Annotated in this window: 20 protein-coding genes; 9 read left to right on the plus strand and 11 right to left on the minus strand. The window is 61.7% G+C overall.

The annotated features are described in order from the left end of the window. The first annotated feature begins 158 nt into the window (after positions 1-158). The 3 genes from TM49_RS16430 (at position 159) to hspQ (ending at position 2,462) form a co-directional block, all read left to right on the plus strand. The gene (locus TM49_RS16430) at positions 159-497 is read left to right on the plus strand and encodes a P-II family nitrogen regulator (RefSeq protein ID WP_045682874.1); all 339 of its coding nucleotides are present in this window, start codon (positions 159-161) and stop codon (positions 495-497) included. A 71-nt stretch (positions 498-568) separates the two neighbouring features. Next, positions 569-1,978, plus strand: coding sequence for a type I glutamate--ammonia ligase (gene glnA / locus TM49_RS16435; RefSeq protein ID WP_045682875.1), 1,410 nt, complete (start codon positions 569-571; stop codon positions 1,976-1,978). 154 nt (positions 1,979-2,132) lie between these two features. Further along, positions 2,133-2,462: a heat shock protein HspQ gene (gene hspQ / locus TM49_RS16440; RefSeq protein ID WP_045685363.1), complete on the plus strand. Its 330-nt coding sequence runs from the start codon at positions 2,133-2,135 to the stop codon at positions 2,460-2,462. An 86-nt stretch (positions 2,463-2,548) separates the two neighbouring features. Here hspQ and TM49_RS16445 read toward each other — a convergent pair whose 3' ends face one another. Next, positions 2,549-3,220, minus strand: a complete 672-nt coding sequence (locus TM49_RS16445) for an invasion associated locus B family protein (RefSeq protein ID WP_045682876.1) — start codon at positions 3,218-3,220, stop codon at positions 2,549-2,551. A gap of 254 nt (positions 3,221-3,474) precedes the next feature. Between TM49_RS16445 and TM49_RS16450 the strand changes: the two genes are divergently transcribed. Together TM49_RS16450 and TM49_RS16455 are read left to right on the plus strand one after the other, a co-directional pair. Beyond that, the gene (locus tag TM49_RS16450; RefSeq protein WP_045685365.1) at positions 3,475-5,292 is read left to right on the plus strand and encodes an extracellular solute-binding protein; all 1,818 of its coding nucleotides are present in this window, start codon (positions 3,475-3,477) and stop codon (positions 5,290-5,292) included. Positions 5,293-5,365: 73 nt separating this feature from the next. Beyond that, positions 5,366-6,010: a DsbA family oxidoreductase gene (locus TM49_RS16455; RefSeq protein ID WP_045682877.1), complete on the plus strand. Its 645-nt coding sequence runs from the start codon at positions 5,366-5,368 to the stop codon at positions 6,008-6,010. A 60-nt stretch (positions 6,011-6,070) separates the two neighbouring features. Here TM49_RS16455 and TM49_RS16460 read toward each other — a convergent pair whose 3' ends face one another. From TM49_RS16460 to cysG, 5 genes are all read right to left on the minus strand, one after another. Continuing rightward, positions 6,071-6,883 (minus strand): ferredoxin--NADP reductase, encoded by an 813-nt coding sequence (locus TM49_RS16460; protein ID WP_045682878.1) that lies wholly within the window; start codon positions 6,881-6,883, stop codon positions 6,071-6,073. 141 nt (positions 6,884-7,024) lie between these two features. Further along, positions 7,025-7,528 carry a DUF934 domain-containing protein gene (locus tag TM49_RS16465; protein ID WP_045685366.1) on the minus strand — a complete coding sequence of 168 codons (504 nt, stop codon included), beginning with the start codon at positions 7,526-7,528 and terminating at the stop codon, positions 7,025-7,027. A gap of 11 nt (positions 7,529-7,539) precedes the next feature. Continuing rightward, positions 7,540-9,195: a nitrite/sulfite reductase gene (locus tag TM49_RS16470; RefSeq protein ID WP_045682879.1), complete on the minus strand. Its 1,656-nt coding sequence runs from the start codon at positions 9,193-9,195 to the stop codon at positions 7,540-7,542. After that, a complete protein-coding gene (locus TM49_RS16475; RefSeq protein WP_045682880.1) occupies positions 9,196-9,513 on the minus strand; it encodes a DUF2849 domain-containing protein in 318 nt (105 codons plus the stop codon). After that, complete coding sequence (gene cysG / locus TM49_RS16480) at positions 9,503-10,954, minus strand: siroheme synthase CysG (protein WP_045682881.1); 1,452 nt, start codon at positions 10,952-10,954, stop codon at positions 9,503-9,505. Before cysG ends, TM49_RS16475 begins: the two co-directional genes overlap by 11 nt. Positions 10,955-11,145: 191 nt before the next feature. Here cysG and TM49_RS16485 point away from each other — a divergent pair, with 191 nt between their 5' ends. The 4 genes from TM49_RS16485 to TM49_RS16500 all read left to right on the plus strand — a co-directional run bounded on the left by TM49_RS16485 (position 11,146) and on the right by TM49_RS16500 (position 13,461). Next, positions 11,146-11,733: a nucleoside deaminase gene (locus TM49_RS16485; protein WP_045682882.1), complete on the plus strand. Its 588-nt coding sequence runs from the start codon at positions 11,146-11,148 to the stop codon at positions 11,731-11,733. A 30-nt stretch (positions 11,734-11,763) separates the two neighbouring features. Further along, complete coding sequence (gene mazG / locus TM49_RS16490) at positions 11,764-12,600, plus strand: nucleoside triphosphate pyrophosphohydrolase (RefSeq protein WP_045685368.1); 837 nt, start codon at positions 11,764-11,766, stop codon at positions 12,598-12,600. A gap of 101 nt (positions 12,601-12,701) precedes the next feature. Beyond that, positions 12,702-13,088, plus strand: coding sequence for a MerR family transcriptional regulator (locus tag TM49_RS16495; RefSeq protein ID WP_045682883.1), 387 nt, complete (start codon positions 12,702-12,704; stop codon positions 13,086-13,088). Next, positions 13,072-13,461 carry a carboxymuconolactone decarboxylase family protein gene (locus TM49_RS16500; RefSeq protein WP_045682884.1) on the plus strand — a complete coding sequence of 130 codons (390 nt, stop codon included), beginning with the start codon at positions 13,072-13,074 and terminating at the stop codon, positions 13,459-13,461. Before TM49_RS16495 ends, TM49_RS16500 begins: the two co-directional genes overlap by 17 nt. 12 nt (positions 13,462-13,473) lie before the next feature. Here the strand turns inward: TM49_RS16500 and hflX are convergent, their stop codons facing one another. The 5 genes from hflX to TM49_RS16525 all read right to left on the minus strand — a co-directional run bounded on the left by hflX (position 13,474) and on the right by TM49_RS16525 (position 20,281). Next, positions 13,474-14,814, minus strand: coding sequence for a GTPase HflX (gene hflX, locus TM49_RS16505; protein ID WP_045682885.1), 1,341 nt, complete (start codon positions 14,812-14,814; stop codon positions 13,474-13,476). Between the two features lie 13 nt (positions 14,815-14,827). Next, a complete protein-coding gene (gene hfq, locus TM49_RS16510; RefSeq protein ID WP_045682886.1) occupies positions 14,828-15,070 on the minus strand; it encodes an RNA chaperone Hfq in 243 nt (80 codons plus the stop codon). Between the two features lie 158 nt (positions 15,071-15,228). Continuing rightward, complete coding sequence (trkA, locus tag TM49_RS16515) at positions 15,229-16,605, minus strand: Trk system potassium transporter TrkA (protein ID WP_045682888.1); 1,377 nt, start codon at positions 16,603-16,605, stop codon at positions 15,229-15,231. A 57-nt stretch (positions 16,606-16,662) separates the two neighbouring features. Beyond that, entirely contained in the window at positions 16,663-18,027 is a 1,365-nt protein-coding gene (gene ntrX / locus TM49_RS16520; protein ID WP_045682890.1) for a nitrogen assimilation response regulator NtrX, read from the minus strand. After that, on the minus strand, positions 18,017-20,281 hold the full coding sequence (locus tag TM49_RS16525; protein WP_045685370.1) for a sensor histidine kinase NtrY-like: 2,265 nt from the start codon (positions 20,279-20,281) through the stop codon (positions 18,017-18,019). The genes ntrX and TM49_RS16525 overlap by 11 nt, the downstream gene beginning before the upstream one ends. Between the last annotated feature and the right edge of the window lie 210 nt (positions 20,282-20,491).

Genomic DNA, 20,491 nt, shown 5'->3' on the forward strand with positions numbered 1-20,491 from the left:
ATCCGATGCGAAAAGGCGATGCAGCGGGCATTTGCTGAAATGCGGTTTTATTTCGGTTGATTTGGCCGGCAAAAACGCAAGTTGGCATGCAATGTGCATCTGATGTTCCGAGCGGGTTCATACCTGCTTCAACGGGAGAAGCGGAGAGCAATTTCCTTATGAAAAAGATCGAAGCGATCATCAAACCTTTCAAGCTTGACGAAGTGAAGGAAGCCCTTCAGGAAGTCGGCTTGCAGGGAATCACTGTCACGGAAGCAAAAGGCTTCGGGCGCCAGAAGGGTCACACGGAACTTTACCGTGGCGCCGAATATGTCGTCGACTTTCTTCCCAAAGTCAAAGTCGAGGTCGTGCTGGCGGACGAGAACGTGGACGCTGTTATCGAGGCCATCCGCAACGCCGCCCAGACCGGACGCATCGGCGACGGAAAGATCTTCGTTTCCAACGTCGAAGGCGTCGTCCGCATCCGTACCGGTGAGACCGGTGTAGACGCCATCTGATCCATCGCCCCTCTTTCGCCCGAAAGACGGGGAATTTCTATCGTCATCTTCTTATGCAAGGAAAACGTTAAATGACGACAGCTGCTGAAATCATGAAACAAATCAAGGACAACGACGTCAAGTTCGTCGACCTGCGCTTTACCGATCCGAAGGGCAAGCTGCAGCACGTGACGATGGACGTATCGGCTGTCGATGAGGACATGTTTGCTGATGGCATCATGTTCGACGGTTCGTCCATCGCCGGCTGGAAGGCGATCAACGAGTCCGACATGGTGCTGATGCCCGACGCCGAGACGGCCCACATGGACCCGTTCTTCGCGCAGTCCACCATGGCTGTCTTCTGCGACATCCTTGAGCCGCTCACCGGCGAAGCCTACAACCGCGACCCGCGCGGCACGGCCAAGAAGGCCGAAGCCTACCTGAAGTCCACCGGCATCGGCGACACCACCTATTTCGGCCCCGAGCCCGAATTCTTCGTCTTTGATGACGTTCGTTTCGCTGCCGATCCCTACAACACCGGTTTCAAGCTCGACAGCAGCGAACTGCCGTCGAACCAGGACACCGAGTACGAAGTCGGCAACATGGGCCACCGCCCGCGTACCAAGGGCGGCTACTTCCCGGTCCCGCCGGTCGACAGCGTTCAGGACATGCGTTCGGAAATGCTCACGGTTCTCGCCGAAATGGGCATCACCGTTGAAAAGCATCACCACGAAGTTGCCTCCGCCCAGCACGAACTCTGCATGGTGTTCGACACGCTGACCCGCATGGCCGACAAGACCCAGATCTACAAGTACGGCGTCCACCAGGTTGCCAATGCTTACGGCAAGACGGCAACCTTCATGCCGAAGCCGGTCTTCGGCGACAACGGCTCGGGCATGCACGTTCACCAGTCGATCTGGAAGGACGGCAAGCCGACCTTCGCTGGTGATGAATATGCCGGCCTGTCGGAAACCTGCCTGTTCTATATCGGCGGCATCATCAAGCACGCCAAGGCCATCAACGCCTTCACCAACCCGCTGACCAACTCCTACAAGCGTCTGGTCCCGGGCTACGAAGCACCGGTTCTGCTGGCCTACTCGGCCCGCAACCGTTCGGCCTCGTGCCGTATTCCGTTCGGCTCCTCGCCGAAGGCCAAGCGCGTTGAAGTCCGCTTCCCCGATCCGGGCGCGAACCCCTACCTCGCCTTTGCCGCTCTGATGATGGCTGGCCTCGACGGCATCAAGAACAAGCTCCATCCGGGCGAAGCCATGGACAAGGACCTGTACGACCTGCCGAAGGAAGAGCTCAAGGAAATCCCGACCGTTTGCGGCTCGCTGCGCGAAGCTCTGGAAACGCTCGACAAGGACCGCGAGTTCCTGACCGCCGGCGGCGTGTTCGACGACGACCAGATCGATGCTTACATCGAACTGAAGATGGAAGAAGTGATGCGTTTCGAAATGACCCCGCATCCGGTCGAATTCGACATGTACTACTCGGTCTGATCACCGATCATACCGGATCTGATCCGATACGAACCGGCCGCTCTGTGCGGCCGGTTTTTTTACGGGCGACAGGACCTGACGATCCTCAATGTTCGCGCTACCCCTTGAGCCAGCCGACCGGCATTTCCATATAGACTTGTGAAAGGAAATGCTCATGAAGATACGTGACGCGAAATTCAATCTCGGCGACGTCGTTCGCCACCGCACCCTGCCCTTCCGTGGCGTGGTCTTCGATGTCGACGCCGAATATGCCCGTACCGAGGAGTGGTATCAGTCGCTCCCGCCGGAGATCCGTCCGGACAAGAACCAGCCGTTCTATCACCTCGTCGCCGAAAACGACGAGAAGGGCTATGTGGCCTATGTCTCGGAAGCGAACCTTGTGGTCGATACCAGCGGCGAGCCGCTGCGCAACCCGCAGGTGGGCGAGATTTTCACATTGAGCGAAAACGGCCATCTCTCGCCGCGTTATTCCGTCTGCCACTGACAGACGGACCGCACGAGGGCCTTGGGCAAACAAAAAACCCGGCTGCCGCGGCAGCCGGGTTTTTCGTGTTCGCAAACAGTGCCTGATCAGTTGCCGGAGGCCGGGGCAGCGGCGCCGGCTGCGGCGTTCTGCTGGGCTTCCTCGATCTTCTTGCGGCGGTCGTCGGCCATCTTCTTGATCGATTCATCCAGGTTGCGCTGGCTTTCAACCAGGTCGGGCTGGCTGATCGGATCGCCGTCAAAGGCGGCCGTGAAGCCGGAAAGCGTCAGCTCTACCGGGTTAGGCTGCTGGCGCAGGTTGACGGAGGTGAAGGTGACCTTGCCGCCGCGCTTCATGGCATTGATCATGGCGTCGGTCAGCGGCGCCTGGGCGATGCACTGCTCGTTGGTGCAAACCGCGTAGTCGAGCTTCTGCGGCGCGGAGGTGTCGATCTGCACGCCAACCCCGGCGGGAATCAGGCGGAAGGTCGGGACAGTGACCTGGATCATGGCCTGGCCGGAACCGCCTTCGGGGCGGATAAGGCCAACGGCCGTCAGGATCTGGCCGTTTTCGGCGCGGGCATAGTTCTGCACGATGCAGACCTTGTTGCTGCCGTTATCATTGCAGGTCTTGAACCAGCCCTGCTGCGGAATGCCACCATTCTGCTGCTGCGGCGCCGGCTGCTGCTGCTCCTGCGCGGAAGCGCCCGCTGCCGTGAGCCCGGCGATGGCGAAAACGCAAGCCGCGACATGCTTCAGTGTACTGGCTCGTGAAACCATAAAAAATCTCTCCTGGTCTTTCTCTGCATGGGGTCGATTGCGCGCGACCCTGCCTTCCCAATGTTACCGAATTGCGGCAAGCCGCGTCATCTTGTGGCCCCAGGCCGTCGGTTTTCCCTGATACCGCCAGATTGTTCGTCAATCCACCCCTTCAGCGTGCAAAAAGCGATCTCGACCACTGATCGGGGGCTATTTCCGCTTTGCTGGAGCTCATGATACGGTTCCGCATCCGTTTTCGAACGCAGGACGAATCGATGCGCTTTCTCCTCACTCTCTTCGCCGCTGCCGCACTTGCAGGTGCTGCCAGCGCCGAACCGCTCTACGGCATCGCCATGCACGGCGACCCAGCGCTGCCGCCGGACTACTCGCATTTCAGCTACGTCAATCCGGATGTCAAGAAGGGCGGCGAGATTACCTATGGGGTGGTCGGTTCATTCGATGCGCTCAATCCCTTCGTGCTGAAAGGCATGCGCTCCTCGGCGCGCGGCACCTGGGAAGAGGAGATCGGTCACCTGGTCTACGAGCCGCTGATGCAGCGTTCACGCGACGAGCCGTTCACGCTTTACGGCTTGCTGGCCGAAACAGTCGAATGGGATGACGAACGCAGCTTCATCCAGTTCAATCTCAATCCGGATGCGAAGTGGTCGGATGGCGAGCCGGTGACGCCGGAAGATGTCATCTTCACCTTCAACCTGCTCGATGAAAAGGGCCGTCCGCCCTATAACCGTCGTCTCAGGCAGGTGGAGAAGATGGAAAAGGTCGGCGAGCACAGCGTCCGCTTCACCTTCAACGAGAATGCCGACCGCGAGACCCCGCTGATCTTCGCGCTGATGCCGGTGTTCCCCGAACATGCGATCAACAAGGACACGTTCGACACCGACACGATGGCCGTGCCCGTCGGCTCCGGTCCCTATCTGATCGACAACGTCGAGCCCGGCCAGAGCATCGTATACAAGCGCGATCCGAATTACTGGGGCAAGGACCTGCCCTCGATGGTCGGCTTCGCCAATTACGACAAGATCACGGTTGAATACTATCTGCAGAACTCGACGCTGTTCGAGGCCTTCAAGAAGGGCGCGGTCGATGTCTATATCGATGACGATCCGGGACACTGGTCACGCGCCTATGACTTTCCGGCCGCAAGCAACGGCAGCGTGGTCAAGGACGAGTTCAAGCCGGCCATCCCCACCGGCATGCAGGGCTTTGTCTTCAACACCCGCCGCCCGATGTTCTCCGACCCCAGGGTTCGCGAGGCGCTCTCGGATGTCTTCGACTTCGAATGGGTGAACCGGACGCTGTTCGACGGTGTCTACCAGCGCACCGAAAGCTATTGGCAGAATTCGCAGCTCGGCGCCTATGGCAACCCGGCGACCGACAGCGAGAAGGCCCTCCTCGGTGAGGCTGCAAACGCGCTCGACCCCGCGATCCTCGCCGGTGATTATGCCATGCCGGTGACCGATGGCTCGGGAGCCGACCGCAAGGTGCTGGGCGCGGCCGTGAAATTGCTTGGCGAGGCCGGCTACAAGATTGCCAACGGCAAGATGACCGGGCCGGATGGAAGCCCCCTCGCCTTCGAGGTGATGACGACATCTTCGGCCCAGGAAAAACTCGCGCTTGCCTATCAGCATTCGCTGAAGCTCATCGGTGTCGATCTCGCAGTCCGCACCGTCGATGACGCGCAGTATCAGAAGCGCCTCAACACCTTCGACTACGACATGATCATCCTCGCCACTCCCGGCTTCTGGTATCAGTCGTCGCTGTCGCCGGGCGCCGAGCAGGTCTGGCGCTGGGATTCGCGCTCGCGCGATGTCGAAGGCACGTTCAACTTCGCCGGCATTGCCAATCCGGATATCGACCGGATGATTGCCGACATGCTGGCCGCCCGCTCGACCGAGGATTTTACTGATTCCGTGCGGGCCCTTGACCGGCTTCTGGTCAACGGCCATTACGTGCTGCCGCTCTATCACCGCGACGGTCAATGGGTTGCCCGCTGGCAGCATATCGCCCATCCGGAGAAGACGCCGGTCTACGGCTACCAGTTCCCGACCTGGTGGGACGAGAGCATTCAGTAGCGGGAGCCGGCCCCGTCCGGCTCGCCCCTTTTATGATACCGGCAAACGCCGGAACTGCCTGAGGAGAAACGGCATGAAAACCGTTACCGTCGACGCCATCGTCGATGTCGTCTGCCCGTGGTGCTACCTCGGCAAGGCGCGGCTCGACCGCGCCATTCAAAGCCTAAGCGGCGATGTCGAGGTGGTGGTGCAATGGCGCCCCTTCGAGCTCGATCCGACCGTTCCGCCCGAAGGCGTGGACAACCATGCCATGCTCGCCGAGAAGATGGGCAGCCCCATCCGTCGCGATGAAATTCATGCGCAGATCACGGCGCTTGGCGAGGAGCTCGGCATCAAGTTCGATTTTGCGAAGATCGCAATCCGGCCGAACACGCTCGATGCGCATCGCCTGCTGCTCTGGGCGCACACGGAGAGCATCGCCATGCAGAACAAGGTCATCGACAGGCTTTATCGTGCGAATTTCGAGGAAGGCCGCAATATCGGCGACCATGGCGTTCTTGCGGATATTGCCGCGGAAGCCGGCATGGACCGCGACATGGTCGCACGACTGCTCGCCACCGATGCGGACCGCGAGACCGTGAAGACCGAGATCGCCCACGCCCAGGACATCGGCGTCACCGGCGTGCCCTTCTTCGTGTTCAACAGCCAGTATGCGTTGAGCGGCGCCCAGCCGGTGGAAGTGATGCAGAATGCATTGCAGCAGCTTGCGGATGCCTGAGGATAGATAGCGCCCGCAACGGACATTCAGGGGGCAGGTCTTGAGCCTGCCCCGATATGCTTAGCCCACGAAGGCGCGTTCGATGACGAATTCGGACGGCTTGTTGTTTGCCCCTTCATCAAGGCCGGCTGCTTCGAGCAGCGCCTTGGTATCCTTCAGCATCTCCGTTGAGCCGCATATCATGCCACGGTCGGTTTCCGGATTGAGCGGCGGAACGCCGAGATCGGAGAAGAGCTTGCCGCTGGCTATGAGATCGGTGATGCGGCCCTGGCGCTCAAAGGATTCGCGCGTGACAGTCGCATAATGCGTCAGCTTGTCGCCGACGACTTCACTGAGGAGCTCGTCGTTGCGGATTTCGGAGACGAGGTCGAAACCATACTGCAGCTCGGCAATGTCGCGGCAGGTATGGGTCAGGATGACCTCATCGAATTTCTCATAGGTCTCCGGCTCGCGGATCAGGCTTGCGAAGGGCGCAATACCGGTTCCGGTCGAGAACATGTAGAGGCGCTTGGCCGGCGTCAGCGCGTCGAGCACCAGCGTGCCCGTCGGCTTCTTGCGCATCAGCACCGTATCACCCGGCTCGATCTTCTGGAGATGCTGGGTCAGCGGACCGCCCGGCACCTTGATCGAGAAGAATTCGAGTTCCTCGGCCCAGGACGGGCTGGCGATCGAATAGGCGCGGTAGATCGGCTTGCCGTCGACCATCAGACCGATCATCGCGAACTCGCCGGAGCGGAAGCGGAAGCCGTCCGGCCGCGTCATGGTGAAGCGGAACAACCGGTCGGTATAGTGTTTCACGCTCAGAACCGTCTCGCCGTAGACACCGGCGGGAAGGGTGGCAGCAAATTCGGCGGTCGTGGCTTGCACATTCATGTGGCGTCTCGTCCTGTCATTGTCGCGCCGGCCGGGCCAGCGTCTTCAGTCCATATGCGCATTCGCGTGCTTTAACGCCGGAGATACTACCGCGCGAGGCGAAATGCAAAGGCGTGTGGCCTCAAAACTGGGCTCTCACTATCATATTTTCGCGACGCGGCGCCAGCTATAGCCGCCGGGCGCATTTGCCGCGCGGGCAGCTGGCTGATAGTGATGGTTCACCGTCGGCAGCCGCTTTTCCTGCAGTCTGCGGATCGCGGTCGGGTTCGTCACCGCAAAACTGTCGAAACCGGTTCGAAGCATCAGCACCAGCGGATCGATCAGCACGTCGCCGACAGCCCGGAGCTCGCCGGTATAGCCCAGCCTCTCGCGCAAAAGCGTCGCCTGCGAGAAGGCCCGCCCATCGCTGAAAGCCGGAAACGTCAGCGCTATGATCTCTATACGATCAAGCAGCGGCTCGAGTTTCAGCGGATCGTCGAACGGGCCGAGCAGGACGCCGGCTCTTTCATTGCCCGGCAAACCGCTCTCAATCACTTCGGCGAAGGGGACAAGCCGACGTTCGCCCTCACTTGCCGTGCGGTCCTCGCTCTCGATCACCCAGGGATCGTCCTCGACAAAACCGGTTTCCTTCCAGATCGCAGTCATGGTCTCGTTCCTCACGCGGCCTTGGCCTTTTCGGGGTAAAGCGCATCCTTGAACGGTTGCGCGCCGAGGCGGCGATAGGCCTCGATGAATGTCTCGCCCTTGCCCGAGCGAAGCGAAAGATAGGTATCGACGATCGTCTCGACCGCATCCGTCACCTTCTCCGGCTCGAAGCCGCGACCGACAATCTCACCGATCGAGGTATTCTCGTCTGCCGAGCCGCCGAGGGTGATCTGGTAGAGTTCGGCACCCTTCTTCTCTACACCCAGAAGGCCGATATGGCCGACATGGTGGTGACCACAGGCATTGATGCAGCCCGAGATCTTGATCTTCAGCTCGCCAATTTCCGCCTGCCGCGCCGGATCGCCGAAACGGGTGGAAAGCGCCTGCGCCACCGGAATCGAGCGGGCATTGGCGAGCGCGCAATAGTCGAGCCCGGGACAGGCAATGATATCGGTGATCAGCCCGGCATTGCCGGTTTCGAGCCCGGCATCCTTCAGCGCGGCGTAGACGGCCGGCAGATCGGCACGGGCGACATGCGGCAGGACCAGATTCTGCTCGTGGCTAACGCGGATTTCGTCAAAGCCGTAACGCTCGGCAATATCGGCAACCGCCTCCATCTGGGCATCCGTCGCATCGCCCGGTATGCCGCCAATCGGCTTCAGCGAGATCGTCACCATCGCATAGTCGTTGCGCTTGTGGGCGACGGTGTTGCGGGTGAGCCATTCGATATAGTCGGCATTGGCCGTGTCGAACCGGTCCCGCTCGCGTGCCGGCAGTTCCGGCGGCGCAAAATAGGCGCGGATTGCCTCGATGTCACCCTCCGGCAGCTTCAGCTCGCCATCCTTCACCGCCTCGAACTCATGCTCGATCGACGCCTTCAGTTCCTCGATGCCGGTCTCGTGCACCAGGATCTTGATGCGGGCCTTGTACTTGTTATCACGACGTCCGTTCAGATTGTAGACGCGCAGGATCGCCGTCGCATAGGTCAGCAGGTCTTCCTCGGGCAGGAAGTCCCGCACCTTCTTGGCAATCATCGGCGTGCGCCCCTGTCCGCCGCCGACATAGACGGCAAAGCCGAGTTCACCCGCTTCGTTGCGCTTCAGGTGCAGGCCGATGTCGTGCACCTGGATGGCGGCGCGGTCGCGTTCGGCGCCGGTCACGGCGATCTTGAACTTGCGGGGCAGGAACGAAAATTCCGGGTGGATAGACGACCACTGGCGCAGGATTTCGGCGTAGGGGCGCGGGTCTGCGACTTCATCGGCAGCGGCGCCCGAAAAATGGTCGGCCGTGACATTGCGAATGCAATTGCCCGAGGTCTGGATCGCATGCATCTCGACGCTTGCGAGATCCGTCAGGATCGCCGGAATGTCCTCCAGCTTCGGCCAGTTGAACTGAATGTTCTGGCGCGTGGTGAAATGGCCATAGCCGCGGTCATACTTGCGGGCGACATGGGCGAGCATGCGCATCTGCCGCGCGTTCATCGTGCCGTAGGGCACGGCGATGCGCAGCATGTAGGCGTGGAGCTGCAGATAGACGCCGTTCATCAGGCGAAGCGGCTTGAAGGCATCCTCGGTGATTTCGCCGGATAGCCGCCGTGCGACCTGATCGGAGAACTGGGCGACGCGCTCTTTGACAAAATCGCGGTCGAACTCATCGTAGCGATACATTTACGCCTCCACAAATTCCGGTTTTGCGGCATGGTAGCCAGCCGCATAGGGGATGGTCGGGCCTTCCGCGCGGATCCGTTCGCGCAGGCGCGCCGGCCAGATGCGGCCATCGGGCCGCTCCTCGACGTCGATGATGTTGACATCGACGACCTTGTTCACGGAAAAATCACGCTTGCCGATATCCTCAAGGCTCGCAATCGCGGCATCGTGGCGCGCCACGAGCGCATGCTGCAGGTCTTCGACCCAGCGGCCATTGGCATCGAGCCAGACGGCGAGGCCATCGGTGAGACGGTTGGCGGTCAGGACCTTAGCGGACATTTGCGGCTCCCGTGATCTTTCTGGTTTCGACATTGCTGTTAAGCGCGAGCGCGCTCGACTGCTCGAGATTGGCGCCGGCGACCGCGTCGCCGATGATCACCATCACCGGGCCGGTAAGGTCTTCGCGCGCCTCAAGATGCGGCAGTTCGGAAAGGACGCCGTGGAACATGCGCCGGTTCTTGCGGCTGGCGTTCTCGACAATGGCGATCGTGGTGTCGGCGGGCACACCCGCTTCCTGCAACCGGGCACCGAGCTTGGCGGCAACGGAACGGCCCATATAGACAGCAATGGTGGCACCGCGAACCGCAAGCGCGGCCCAGTCCGGCAAGGTGTCGCCATTAAGGTCGTGGCCGGTCGTAAAAACCAGGGTCGAGGCAACGCCGCGCAGGGTCATCGGCAGGCCGAAGTCGGCCGCCGCTGCGGAGGCGGAGGTGATGCCAGGCACGACCTCGTACGATACGCCAGCAGCCCGCAGTGCCGCCATCTCCTCGCCGGCACGGCCGAAGATCAGCGGATCGCCGGATTTGAGCCGCACGACACGCTTGCCTTCTTTGGCAAGTGTCACCAGCAGATCATTGATTTCGTTCTGAGACTTCGAATGGCAGTTCTTGCGCTTGCCGACGGCGATACGTTCCGCATCGCGGCGGCCCATATCAACGACGGCCTGCGGCACGAGCGCATCATAGGCAATCACATCGGCTTCCATCAGCAGACGGTGGGCCCGGATGGTGAGCAGGTCCTCCGCACCCGGCCCGGCGCCGACGAGGGCGACATGACCGGAGACCGCCGAACCATCGGCGATGATCTCATCGGCCAGGCACTCGGCTTCGAGCAGTCGGCCCTTGTCCACGGCGTTGGCGACCGAGCCGTTGAAGAAGCGAGACCAGAAGGCGCGCCGTGCGCTACCGCGCGGGATCGTCATATCGACCTTGTCGCGCAGGCGCTCGGCAAGCCGCGCGAGCGGCCCGAGGGAACGCGGCAGGATGGTGTCAATCTGGGCTCGGATCATCTGCGCCAGCACCGGCCCTGCCCCTTCCGTGCCGATCGCCACGGCGACCGGGGGGCGGACGACAAGTGCCGGCGTATAGAAATCGCAGTCATCCTTCTGATCGACGGCGTTGACCGGCACGTTCAGCATCCGCGCGCACGCGGCAATGCGACGGTCGTGCTCGTGCTCGCCGGTTGCGGCAAAGGCCATGACGGCACCATCGAGCTGGGCGGCATCGAATGACGCTTCTACGCTGGCGAAACCGCGCTCCTCCAGGAACGAGCGGTAATCGGCCTCGAAGTCATCGGCATAGGCGATGACGGCGGCACTGGTCTTCGCCATCAGCCGCGCCTTGGCAAAGGCTTCCGCGCCCCCGCCGAAAATCGCGACCTTGCGGCCCTCGACCTTGAAAAATGCCGGAAATGCCGACAGCAATTCTTCTTTTGCGACCATTTCGGAACAGTCCTTCTCTCAATGGCGCAATGATGCCGATGTCTGACAGCACCTTGAAGAAACGAAAATGCGCGCGCGGCGACGCGGAAACATTTCATTCCTCAATTGTGCGGCCATCGCAGCAAATTTGACCGGCGCTTGCAGACCGGGCCGGCCACCATTAACGTCGGTGGACATATCGGGGGACCAACATGAGCGACAGCAAACTGACCCACCGCCTGCTGGGCGTCATCGAAAACGATATCCTGCCACTGACGCTGAGGGGCGTTTCCGGTGGCAACAAGGTGTTCGGCGCGGCAATCCTGCGCAAGGACGACTTGTCGCTTGTCATAGCAGGCACCAATGACGAGACATCGAACCCGCTCTGGCACGGCGAGGTGCACACGCTGAAGCAATTCTACGAACTGCCGGATGCCCCTCCGACGAAGGAGTTGCTGTTCCTGTCCACGCACGAACCCTGCACCATGTGCATGTCGGCGATCACCTGGGCCGGATTCGACAATTATTTCTATTTCTTCAGCCATGAGGATTCGCGCGACAGTTTCGCCATTCCGCACGACCTGAAGATCATGAAGGAACTCTATGGGCTCGAGCCCGGCGGCTACCGGCGACAGAACGCCTTCTTCACCGCCCGCTCGATCATCGACATGGCGGTTGCCGCCGATGAGCCTGAGCGCAGCGATTTTCTCCAGCGCATCGATGCCATTCGGGATCGCTATGCGCTTGCGTCGGACACCTACCAGTCGCATAAGGGCGAGACCAAGATCCCGCTTGGATGACATCTGACACGCATGCCGGAGCGCCCGCCCGTGGAACCCTCACGCGATATCGCACGCCTCATCGAAATCATGGCCGCCCTGCGCACGCCCGAGACGGGCTGCCCCTGGGACCTGAAGCAGGATTTCGAGAGCATCAAGCCGTATACGATCGAGGAGGCCTATGAAGTCGCCGACGCGATCGAGCGGCGCGATTTTGACGATCTTTGCGACGAACTGGGCGATCTCCTGCTGCAGGTGGTTTTCCATGCGCGCATGGCCGAGGAGGAAGGGCTGTTTTCCTTCGACGACGTCGTCCACGCCGTCACGTCGAAAATGATCCGGCGCCATCCCCACGTTTTCGCGCGCAACGACGCCGACACGCCGGAAGCGGTGAAACTGCAATGGGATGCAATCAAGCGTCAGGAGAAGGCGGATCGCGCCGAGCGTCGGGCCAGGGCCGGCGTCACCGAGGACTTCAAGGCCGGGCATCTCGGCTCCGTGCAGCGCTCGTTCCCGGCATTGACGGAGGCGCTGAAGCTGCAGGAGCACGCGGCACGCGTCGGCTTCGACTGGTCGGAAGCGGAACCGATCCTCGACAAGTTCGAGGAAGAGATCGGCGAGCTGCGCGAAGCGCTGCAGACCGGCAACAAGGCCGAGATCGCCGACGAGCTCGGCGATCTGATCTTCGCCGCCGTCAATCTTGGCCGTCACACCGGGACCGATCCGGAGCAGGCGCTGCGCGGCACCAATACAAAATTCCGCCGTCGCTTCAATCATATCGAGGAAAGCCTGAAGGCTTCAGGCGATACGCTGGAAGCCGCTACACTGGAGCGCATGGAAGCGCTCTGGCAGGATGCCAAGGCAATCGAACGCAAGCTCGGCGAATAATCGGCCGGCATTTTTGCTGCGCGACCCGACATTTTTTCTGTTGACTTAGAGTGCGCTCAAACACCTAGCTTCTCAGGCGTCGTGACGAAAGCAGGACGAAGATGAAGATCGGTGAACTCGCGAAACGCTCCGGGCTGTCGGCCCATACCATCCGCTATTACGAACGGATCGGTTTGCTGCCCGATACAGACCGGGATCAATCCGGTCATCGCGACTACGACGCATCGATGCTGGTCTGGATCGAATTTCTCGGCCGCCTGAAAACCACCGGGATGCCGATCCGGCAGATGCTGCGCTATGCCGCTTTGCGGCAGCAGGGCAAGGGCACGGAGCCCCAGCGTCAACAACTCCTCGAACAGCATCGCGACGCCGTGCGTCGTCATGTGCTCGAGCTGCAGTCCTGTCTGGATGTCCTCGACACCAAAATTGCCGGCTATGCCGGCGGTGACGAAAAAGAGGATCAAAGACGCAATGAACGATCAGAATGAAAGCCGCCTCGAACGCGGCAAACGCGCGCTTGCGGCGATCGACGGCGCGGCAGGGCAGAACGTTATCGACGCGCTCGAAGACATCGCACCCGATTTCTCCCGCTACATTTTCGAGTTTTCCTTCGGCGATATCTATTCCCGGCCCGGGCTGGGGCTACGCGAACGCGAGATCGCGACCGTCGCCGCACTCACCGCCATGGGCAACGCCGCGCCGCAGCTCAAGGTTCACATCGAAGCAGCACTGAACGTGGGCGTCAGCAAGGACGAGATCGTCGAGACAATGATGCAGATGGCCGTCTATGCCGGATTTCCGGCAGCCCTCAACGGGTTGTTCGCTGCAAAGGCGGTCTTTGCCGAACGCGACCTGCCCTGAAGAGCCGGCGGGTTAGCCCGCCAGCATGCTATCCAGCCGCTGCGCCTCGGTGTCCGCAAGCCGGATGTCGAGGCTCACCGAGCCATCTTCCAGATCGCGGCGTTCGTCGACCAAGGCGTGTTCGTAGAGCCATGGCAGGAGATGCAACTGTTCGGGGGCGAGCGTGATCGTCGTTTCGGTCAACACACCGGCGAGCCGGGCGGCAATCCGATCCACTAGCGCTTCGACGCCCTCGCCGGTGACGGCGGACACGGCCATCACGTCGTCGTTCGGCTCGGCCCGCGCCATCAGCGCGTCGTGGTCCTCCGGCTCCAGCAGGTCGACCTTGTTCCAGACTTCGATGATCCGCTCGTTCTGTGCCTTCTCGTCGATGCCGAGCTCGCCGAGAATGCGCAGCACGTCGCCGGACTGCGCGTCTCGGGCGGGATCGGCCATGTCGCGGACATGCAGGATCAGATCCGCCTCCAGCACCTCTTCCAGTGTTGCCCGGAAGGCAGCGACGAGGTGCGTCGGCAGGTCGGAGATGAAACCCACGGTGTCGGACAGGATGACGGTGCGGCCATGCGGCAGCTTCATCCGGCGCAAGGTCGGATCAAGCGTTGCAAACAGCATGTCCTCCGCCAGCACCCCTGCCCCGGTAATGCGATTGAACAGGGTCGACTTCCCGGCATTGGTATAGCCGACAAGCGCCACGATCGGATGCGGCACCTTCTTGCGTTTGGAACGGTGAAGCTGGCGCGTGCGAACCACCTGCTCCAGCTCACGCTCGAGCTTGGTAATCCGCTCGCGCAGAAGCCGCCGGTCCGCCTCGATCTGGGTTTCGCCCGGGCCACCCATGAAGCCACCACCACCACGCTGACGCTCAAGGTGGGTCCAGCTTCGGACAAGGCGACCGCGCTGATAGTTGAGATGCGCCAGCTCGACCTGCAGGCGGCCTTCCTTGGTGGAGGCGCGCTCGCCGAAAATCTCGAGAATGAGGCCGGTCCGGTCGATGACCTTGGCGACCCACTCCTTTTCGAGATTGCGCTGCTGAACCGGCGACAATGGATGATCGACGATCACCAGCCCGATATTGTTCTCATCGAGCAGCTCGTCGATTTCCTTGATCTTGCCGGTGCCGATGAGCGTGGCCGGCCGCGGGTCGTTGACCTGCACAATCACCGAAGCCACGACCTCGAGCCCGATGGCCCGCGCAAGGCCCTCTGCCTCCTGCTGGCGGCTTTCGGGCGCGCGCGAAGAAAGCCCCTCGCCGTCACTGCGGCGATCGGCCTTGATGACCGGAACAACGACGAGAGCCCGTGAGGAATCGCGGTTCTCGTATTCGCTTTCAGGAAAGAATGTATCGTCGGAAATGGAAAATCACCGCTTACGAAGCGCTGTCATCGCCTTCGAACATCTGAACCGGCTGGCCGGGCATGATCGTCGAAATCGCATGCTTGTAGACCAGCTGGGAGTGTCCGTCGCGGCGCAACAGAACGCAGAAATTGTCGAATGAGGTCACAACCCCGGTGAGCTTTACCCCATTGATCAGAAAAATCGTCAGGGAAATCTTCTGCTTACGAACCGTATTGAGGAAGAGATCCTGCAGATTCTGAGAACGTTCCGCCATAGCGCCGCTTCTTTCTTACTCTTGCCGGCATGTCGCCGGTTCCCACCCATAATCGTCGTCCCCGAGAACCGGCAACGCGTATTCAATAAGAGGTGGTAGCAAATCGACGGCCCTTCCGCAACGATCAAAAAAAGACGGCCACAGGCGCGCGGCTTCCCCTAGAAATACTGGATCGACACGCGGAAGAGCTGTTCGACGTGACGGACAGCCGAGGCGGCGGCAAAGAGGATCACCCGGTCATGGGCCTTGATCTTCAGATCACCGGTCGGCCGCAGCACCTCCTCGCCGCGATAGACCGCGCCGATGCGAATGCCTTCGGGAAGGTCGAGGTCCCGGAACGGCGTGCCGACCAGCGGCGATGTCGTCAGCGCCTCCGCCTCGATCACCTCTGCCTGCCCCTTCTGCACCGCGTAGACGGAGCGGATACGGCCCTTGCGCACATGCTGCAGGACGCGGGAGATCGTCACGGCCCGCGGGTTGATATAGGCGTCGATGCCCAGCGACTTGGTGACGTCGTGGAAGGACGGGTTGTTGAGGAGCGCCAGATTGGCCTTGCAGCCGAGCTGCTTGGCAATGACCGAGGCCAGGATGTTGGTCTGGTCGTTGTTGGTCAGTGCCACCATCAGGTGGGCATCCGGCACATCGGCCTGCACCATGATGTTCTGGTCGAGCGCGGAGCCCTGCAGCACGATCACGTTGCGCAGCGAATCGGACACCGCCACGGCCTTTTCGCGGTCATTCTCGATCATCTTCAGCCGGGTGCGCGGCTGCATTTCCTCGATAGACTTGGCGACGAAGAAGCCGATATTGCCACCGCCGGCAATCACGATGCGGCGGGCCTCCTGCTCCTCATGACCGAACAGCGCCAGCGTGCGGCGGATGTGCTCCTGCTCGCAGACCACATAGACGAGATCGCCGGAGAGCACCTGGTCGGTCGAATGCGGGATGATCACCTTGTCTTCGCGGTAGATGCCGGTGACCGTGGCATTGAGATCCGGGAAGAGCTGACTGAGCTGCATCAGCGGCGTGTTCAGCACCGGGCAATCGTCATTGCACTCGACGGCGAGCATGGCGATCTTCTCGTCGGCGAAACGGACGACATCGGTCGCGCCCGGGAAAGCGATACGGCGCAGCACCATCTTGCCGACCTCGACTTCCGGCGAGATCGTCACGTCGATCGGCATGTGGTCGCGCGAGAACAGGTCCGAATAGTGCGAGTGCAGGTAGCTCTGCGAGCGGATGCGGGCGATCTTGGTCGGCACGTTAAACAGCGAATGCGCGACCTGGCAGGCGACCATGTTGATCTCGTCATGCAGCGTCACGGCGATGATCATGTCGGCCTGATCGGCGCCGGCCTTCGCCAGCACGTCCGGATGCGCACCATGGCCGACATAGCCGCGCACATCGAGAAGCTCGGTGATGGCGCTGATCAACGAAGCGGACGTGTCGATGACGGAGACGTCGTTATATTCCTGGGAGAGGCGCTCGGCGATACCGAAGCCAACCTGGCCGGCGCCGCAGATAATGATTTTCATAAGGACCGCTCTTGGGGTTCAAGGGTCGTTGGTCGGCGCAATCTGACGGTTTTTTGATCAGATGCCAAGGGACTTCAACTTGCGGTGCAGCGCCGACCGCTCCATCCCGACGAATTCCGCCGTGCGCGAGATATTCCCGCCGAAGCGGTTGATCTGCGCCATCAGATAATCCCGCTCGAAGCGCTCGCGCGCCTCGCGCAGCGGCAGCGTCATGATATGGGCGTCGCCGGAGGTCTGAATCTGCGGCAGAACGTCGGAGAGGTCAGCCGGCAACAGATCGGCGCCGATCGGCGCATTGCCGGTTTCCTCGCGCGACAGGATCAGCAGACGCTCCAGATTGTTGCGGAGCTGGCGGATATTGCCCGGCCAGTCATGCGCCTGCAGGATCGCCATCGCGTCATCGCCGATCTGGCGCTGGCGGATGCCGGCCTGATCGCAGAGCTGGCGCATGATGAAATCGACGAGGAAGGGAATATCCTCGCGCCGTTCGGCAAGCCCCGGTATGCGCACCGGCACCACGGCGAGCCGGTGGTAGAGGTCCTGCCGGAAAAGCCCGTCGCCAATGCGCAGTTGCAGGTCCAGCGCCGAGGAGGAAATGATGCGGACGTCGACGCTGACGCGGCGGCTGCCGCCCACGCGTTCGAACTGCTGGTCGACCAGAACCCGCAGGATCTTCTTCTGGGTCTCAAGCGGCATCTCGCCGATCTCATCGAGATACAGCGTGCCGCGATGGGCGCGTTCGAGCGCACCGGTCTTCCGCGACCGGCCGCCGCCGGGCTCGACGCCGAAGAGCTCGATTTCCATGTTTTCCGGCGTGATTGCTGCCGCGTTCAAGGCCACGAAAGGCCCCTCGGCGCGCTGGCTGCGCTTGTGCAGCAGGCGAGCCACCACCTCCTTGCCGGAGCCGGAAGCGCCGAAGATCATCACCCGGCTGTTGGTCGGGCCGATCTTCTCCAGCGTCTGGCGAAGCTGGGAGACCAGCAGCGACGAGCCGACAAGCTCCTCGGGATCACCGCTCTTGCGCTTCAGTTCCTGAACCTCGGTCTTCAGCCGCGAGTTCTCCAGCGCCCGCTCGGCGATCAGCACCAGCCTGTCGGCCTTGAACGGCTTCTCGATGAAATCGAAGGCGCCGCGCTTGATCGAGGAAACCGCCGTTTCGATGTTGCCGTGACCGGAGATCATCACCACCGGCAGTTCGGGATAGCGGCTCTTGATCTCCTCCAGCAGCGCCAGGCCGTCGAGCCGGCTCCCCTGCATCCAGATATCGAGAAAGATCAGCCGCGGAACCCGGTCGGAGATTGCCGCAAGCGCGCTGTCGCTGTCATGAGCAACGCGGGTTTCGTGCCCCTCATCCGACAGGATACCCGAAACAATATCCCGGATGTCGGCTTCATCGTCGACGACAAGAATATCAGAGGCCATCGTTGTCTTCCCTGTCTTTTTGTTCCCGTGCGGTGTCGCCATCATGTACGTGCGGCAGTTCCACGCGGATCATCGCGCCGCGGCCGTTGGCGAAATCGGCCGGGGCATCATGCAGTTCGAGCTTGCCGCCATGCTCCTCGATGATCTTGCGCACGATCGCGAGGCCAAGCCCGGTGCCCTTCTCACGCATGGTGATATAGGGCTCGAGGATCATGTGGCGGTTTTCGACCGGCAATCCCTTGCCGTTGTCGATGAAGTCGATGATGTAGCGGTCGCGGGTCGCATCGTGGCTGGCGCGGACCAGTATCCTGCCGGGATCCTCTTGCGAATGCGGCAGAGATTCAATGGCTTCCACAGCGTTCTTGATGATGTTTCCGAAGGCCTGTCCGAGCATGCGATCGTCGAAGAGCCCCTCCAGCGGCACGTCGCCCAACTCGCGCTGGAAGCTCACGTCGGTGCGGCCCATCTCGGTCAGGAACATTGCATCGGTGATGATGGTGCGCAAATCGCCGCTTGATTTCGACGGCTTCGGCATGCGGGCAAACGAGGAGAACTCGTCGACCATCCGGCCGATATCGCCGACCTGTCGCACGATCGTGTCGGTACACTGGTCGAACACCTTGCGGTCGTCCTCATCCTCGATCTTGCGGCCGATCCGGCGCTTGATCCGCTCGGCGGAAAGCTGGATCGGTGTCAGCGGGTTCTTGATCTCGTGGGCGATACGGCGCGCCACATCGGCCCAGGCAGAGGAGCGCTGGGCGATGATGAGGTCGGTGATGTCGTCCAGTGTGATCACCCAGGAATTCGTGCCGTCGCGCGAATCCTCACGCGTGACCTGCACCGAAAGCGTCCGCTCCTTGCCATGGCGGAACAAATTGATCTGTTGGCGGAAATTTTGCCGGCTGCGGCGCATCGCGGCCGTCATCACCACGTCGAGTTCCGGCGCGACATCGCCGAGGCTCTGGCCAAGCAGCTGATCGGCGGGCGCCGCCAGCAGATCCTCGGCCGAGACGTTGACGATGGTGATCGTGCGCGTTTCGTCGACGCCGATGACGGCGGCCGTCACGCCGGAAAGCACCGCCTCGATGAAGCGGCGGCGATCGTCCACCTCGTCCTTCGCAAGCAGCACTTCGCGCTGCTGCGCCCGGATTTCGGCCACCATCTTGTTGAACGTCCCCGAAAGCCGGCCGACGTCGCCATCAATGGTGCGCACCGGCACGGCAACCTTCAGGTCCCCGGAGGCGACCTGGTCGGCTGCTCCGATCAAAAGGCGGATGGGGAGCACGATCCGGTCGGCCACGGCGATACCGGTCCAGATGGCGGCAAGCAGCACGATCAGCGCGAAGCCGAGATAAAGCACGGCGAAGGCGATCTGGATCGAGACCCGACCCTCCTCCATGGAGGAGTATTCGGAGACGTTATCCTCGATCATGTGCATCGCGCCCATGACGTTCGGATCGACGGCGCGAACGGTATAGAGGAAGCTGTCGGGAATGGCCTCCAGCGCGATGATGGCGCCGACGAGGTTGGTGTCGCCTGGCGGTATCAGCGTCGGCGTGCCGGCGGCGGCCTTTTCAAGCGCGTCCTGCGGAATGTCGGGCAGAGGCGTCTTGTCGCTCGCATCCGACTGCACGATGACGCTACCATCCTTGCGCACCAGGAACGCGCCGAGCAGCCCACGGCCACGCGCCTGTCGCGTCATCATGTCGGCAAAGCCGGTGCGGTCTAGGAAATAGAGCGAGCGGTTGCGCTCGAGATCGTTGCCCATCGACAGGGTCTGACCCTGCAGATAGCTCGCATTCTCCATCATGTAGGCCTGCGCCACATTGAGCGACGACTGCACGATGGTCTGGGTGCGCATCGCAAACCAGCGGTCAAGGCCGGCATTCAGCGTCAGCGTCGCGAAAATTGCCACCAGGATGGCCGGCGTTACGGCGACGATCGCAAACAGCAGGACGATGCGGATGTGGAGCTGTGCCGCGGCCCGTCCGCGGCTGCGCGCCTTCAGAAGGGTAACCACTTCGCGGCCGATCAGGAAGATCAGCGCCAGCACGAACAGGGAGTTTGCGGCCACAAGGCCGACCACGACGTGGCCGGTCGGTTTGATCGGTGTCAGGCCAAGCAGGACGAAAAGCGATAGGAACGCGGTCAGCAGCGCGCCGACAACAAGGAACATGCCGGGCGATCTCAGGATCGCACGCGCCCGCCCGCTGCCATAGGGCGCTTCGGGAGCACCTGTTCCATCCTCCTCCACCGGTCTCGCGCGGAAGATGTCGCTGCCTGTTTCGCTGTCCGCCGTCATAACCACCGTTCTCTTGCAGCCGGTCTGACCCTAACCCGCCGCGCGCCATGCTCCCGCCGACTCAGTCATGCGGGTGCTTTCCATCCCCTGAGGAGCATATGCAACAGAATGTGGCACAAATGCAACGGCAAGCATCGGGGCGAAAAAGGTCCCGATGCCGAA

The sequence above is a fragment of the Martelella endophytica genome (genome assembly GCF_000960975.1).
GTDB classification, from domain to species: Bacteria; Pseudomonadota; Alphaproteobacteria; order Rhizobiales; family Rhizobiaceae; genus Martelella; species Martelella endophytica.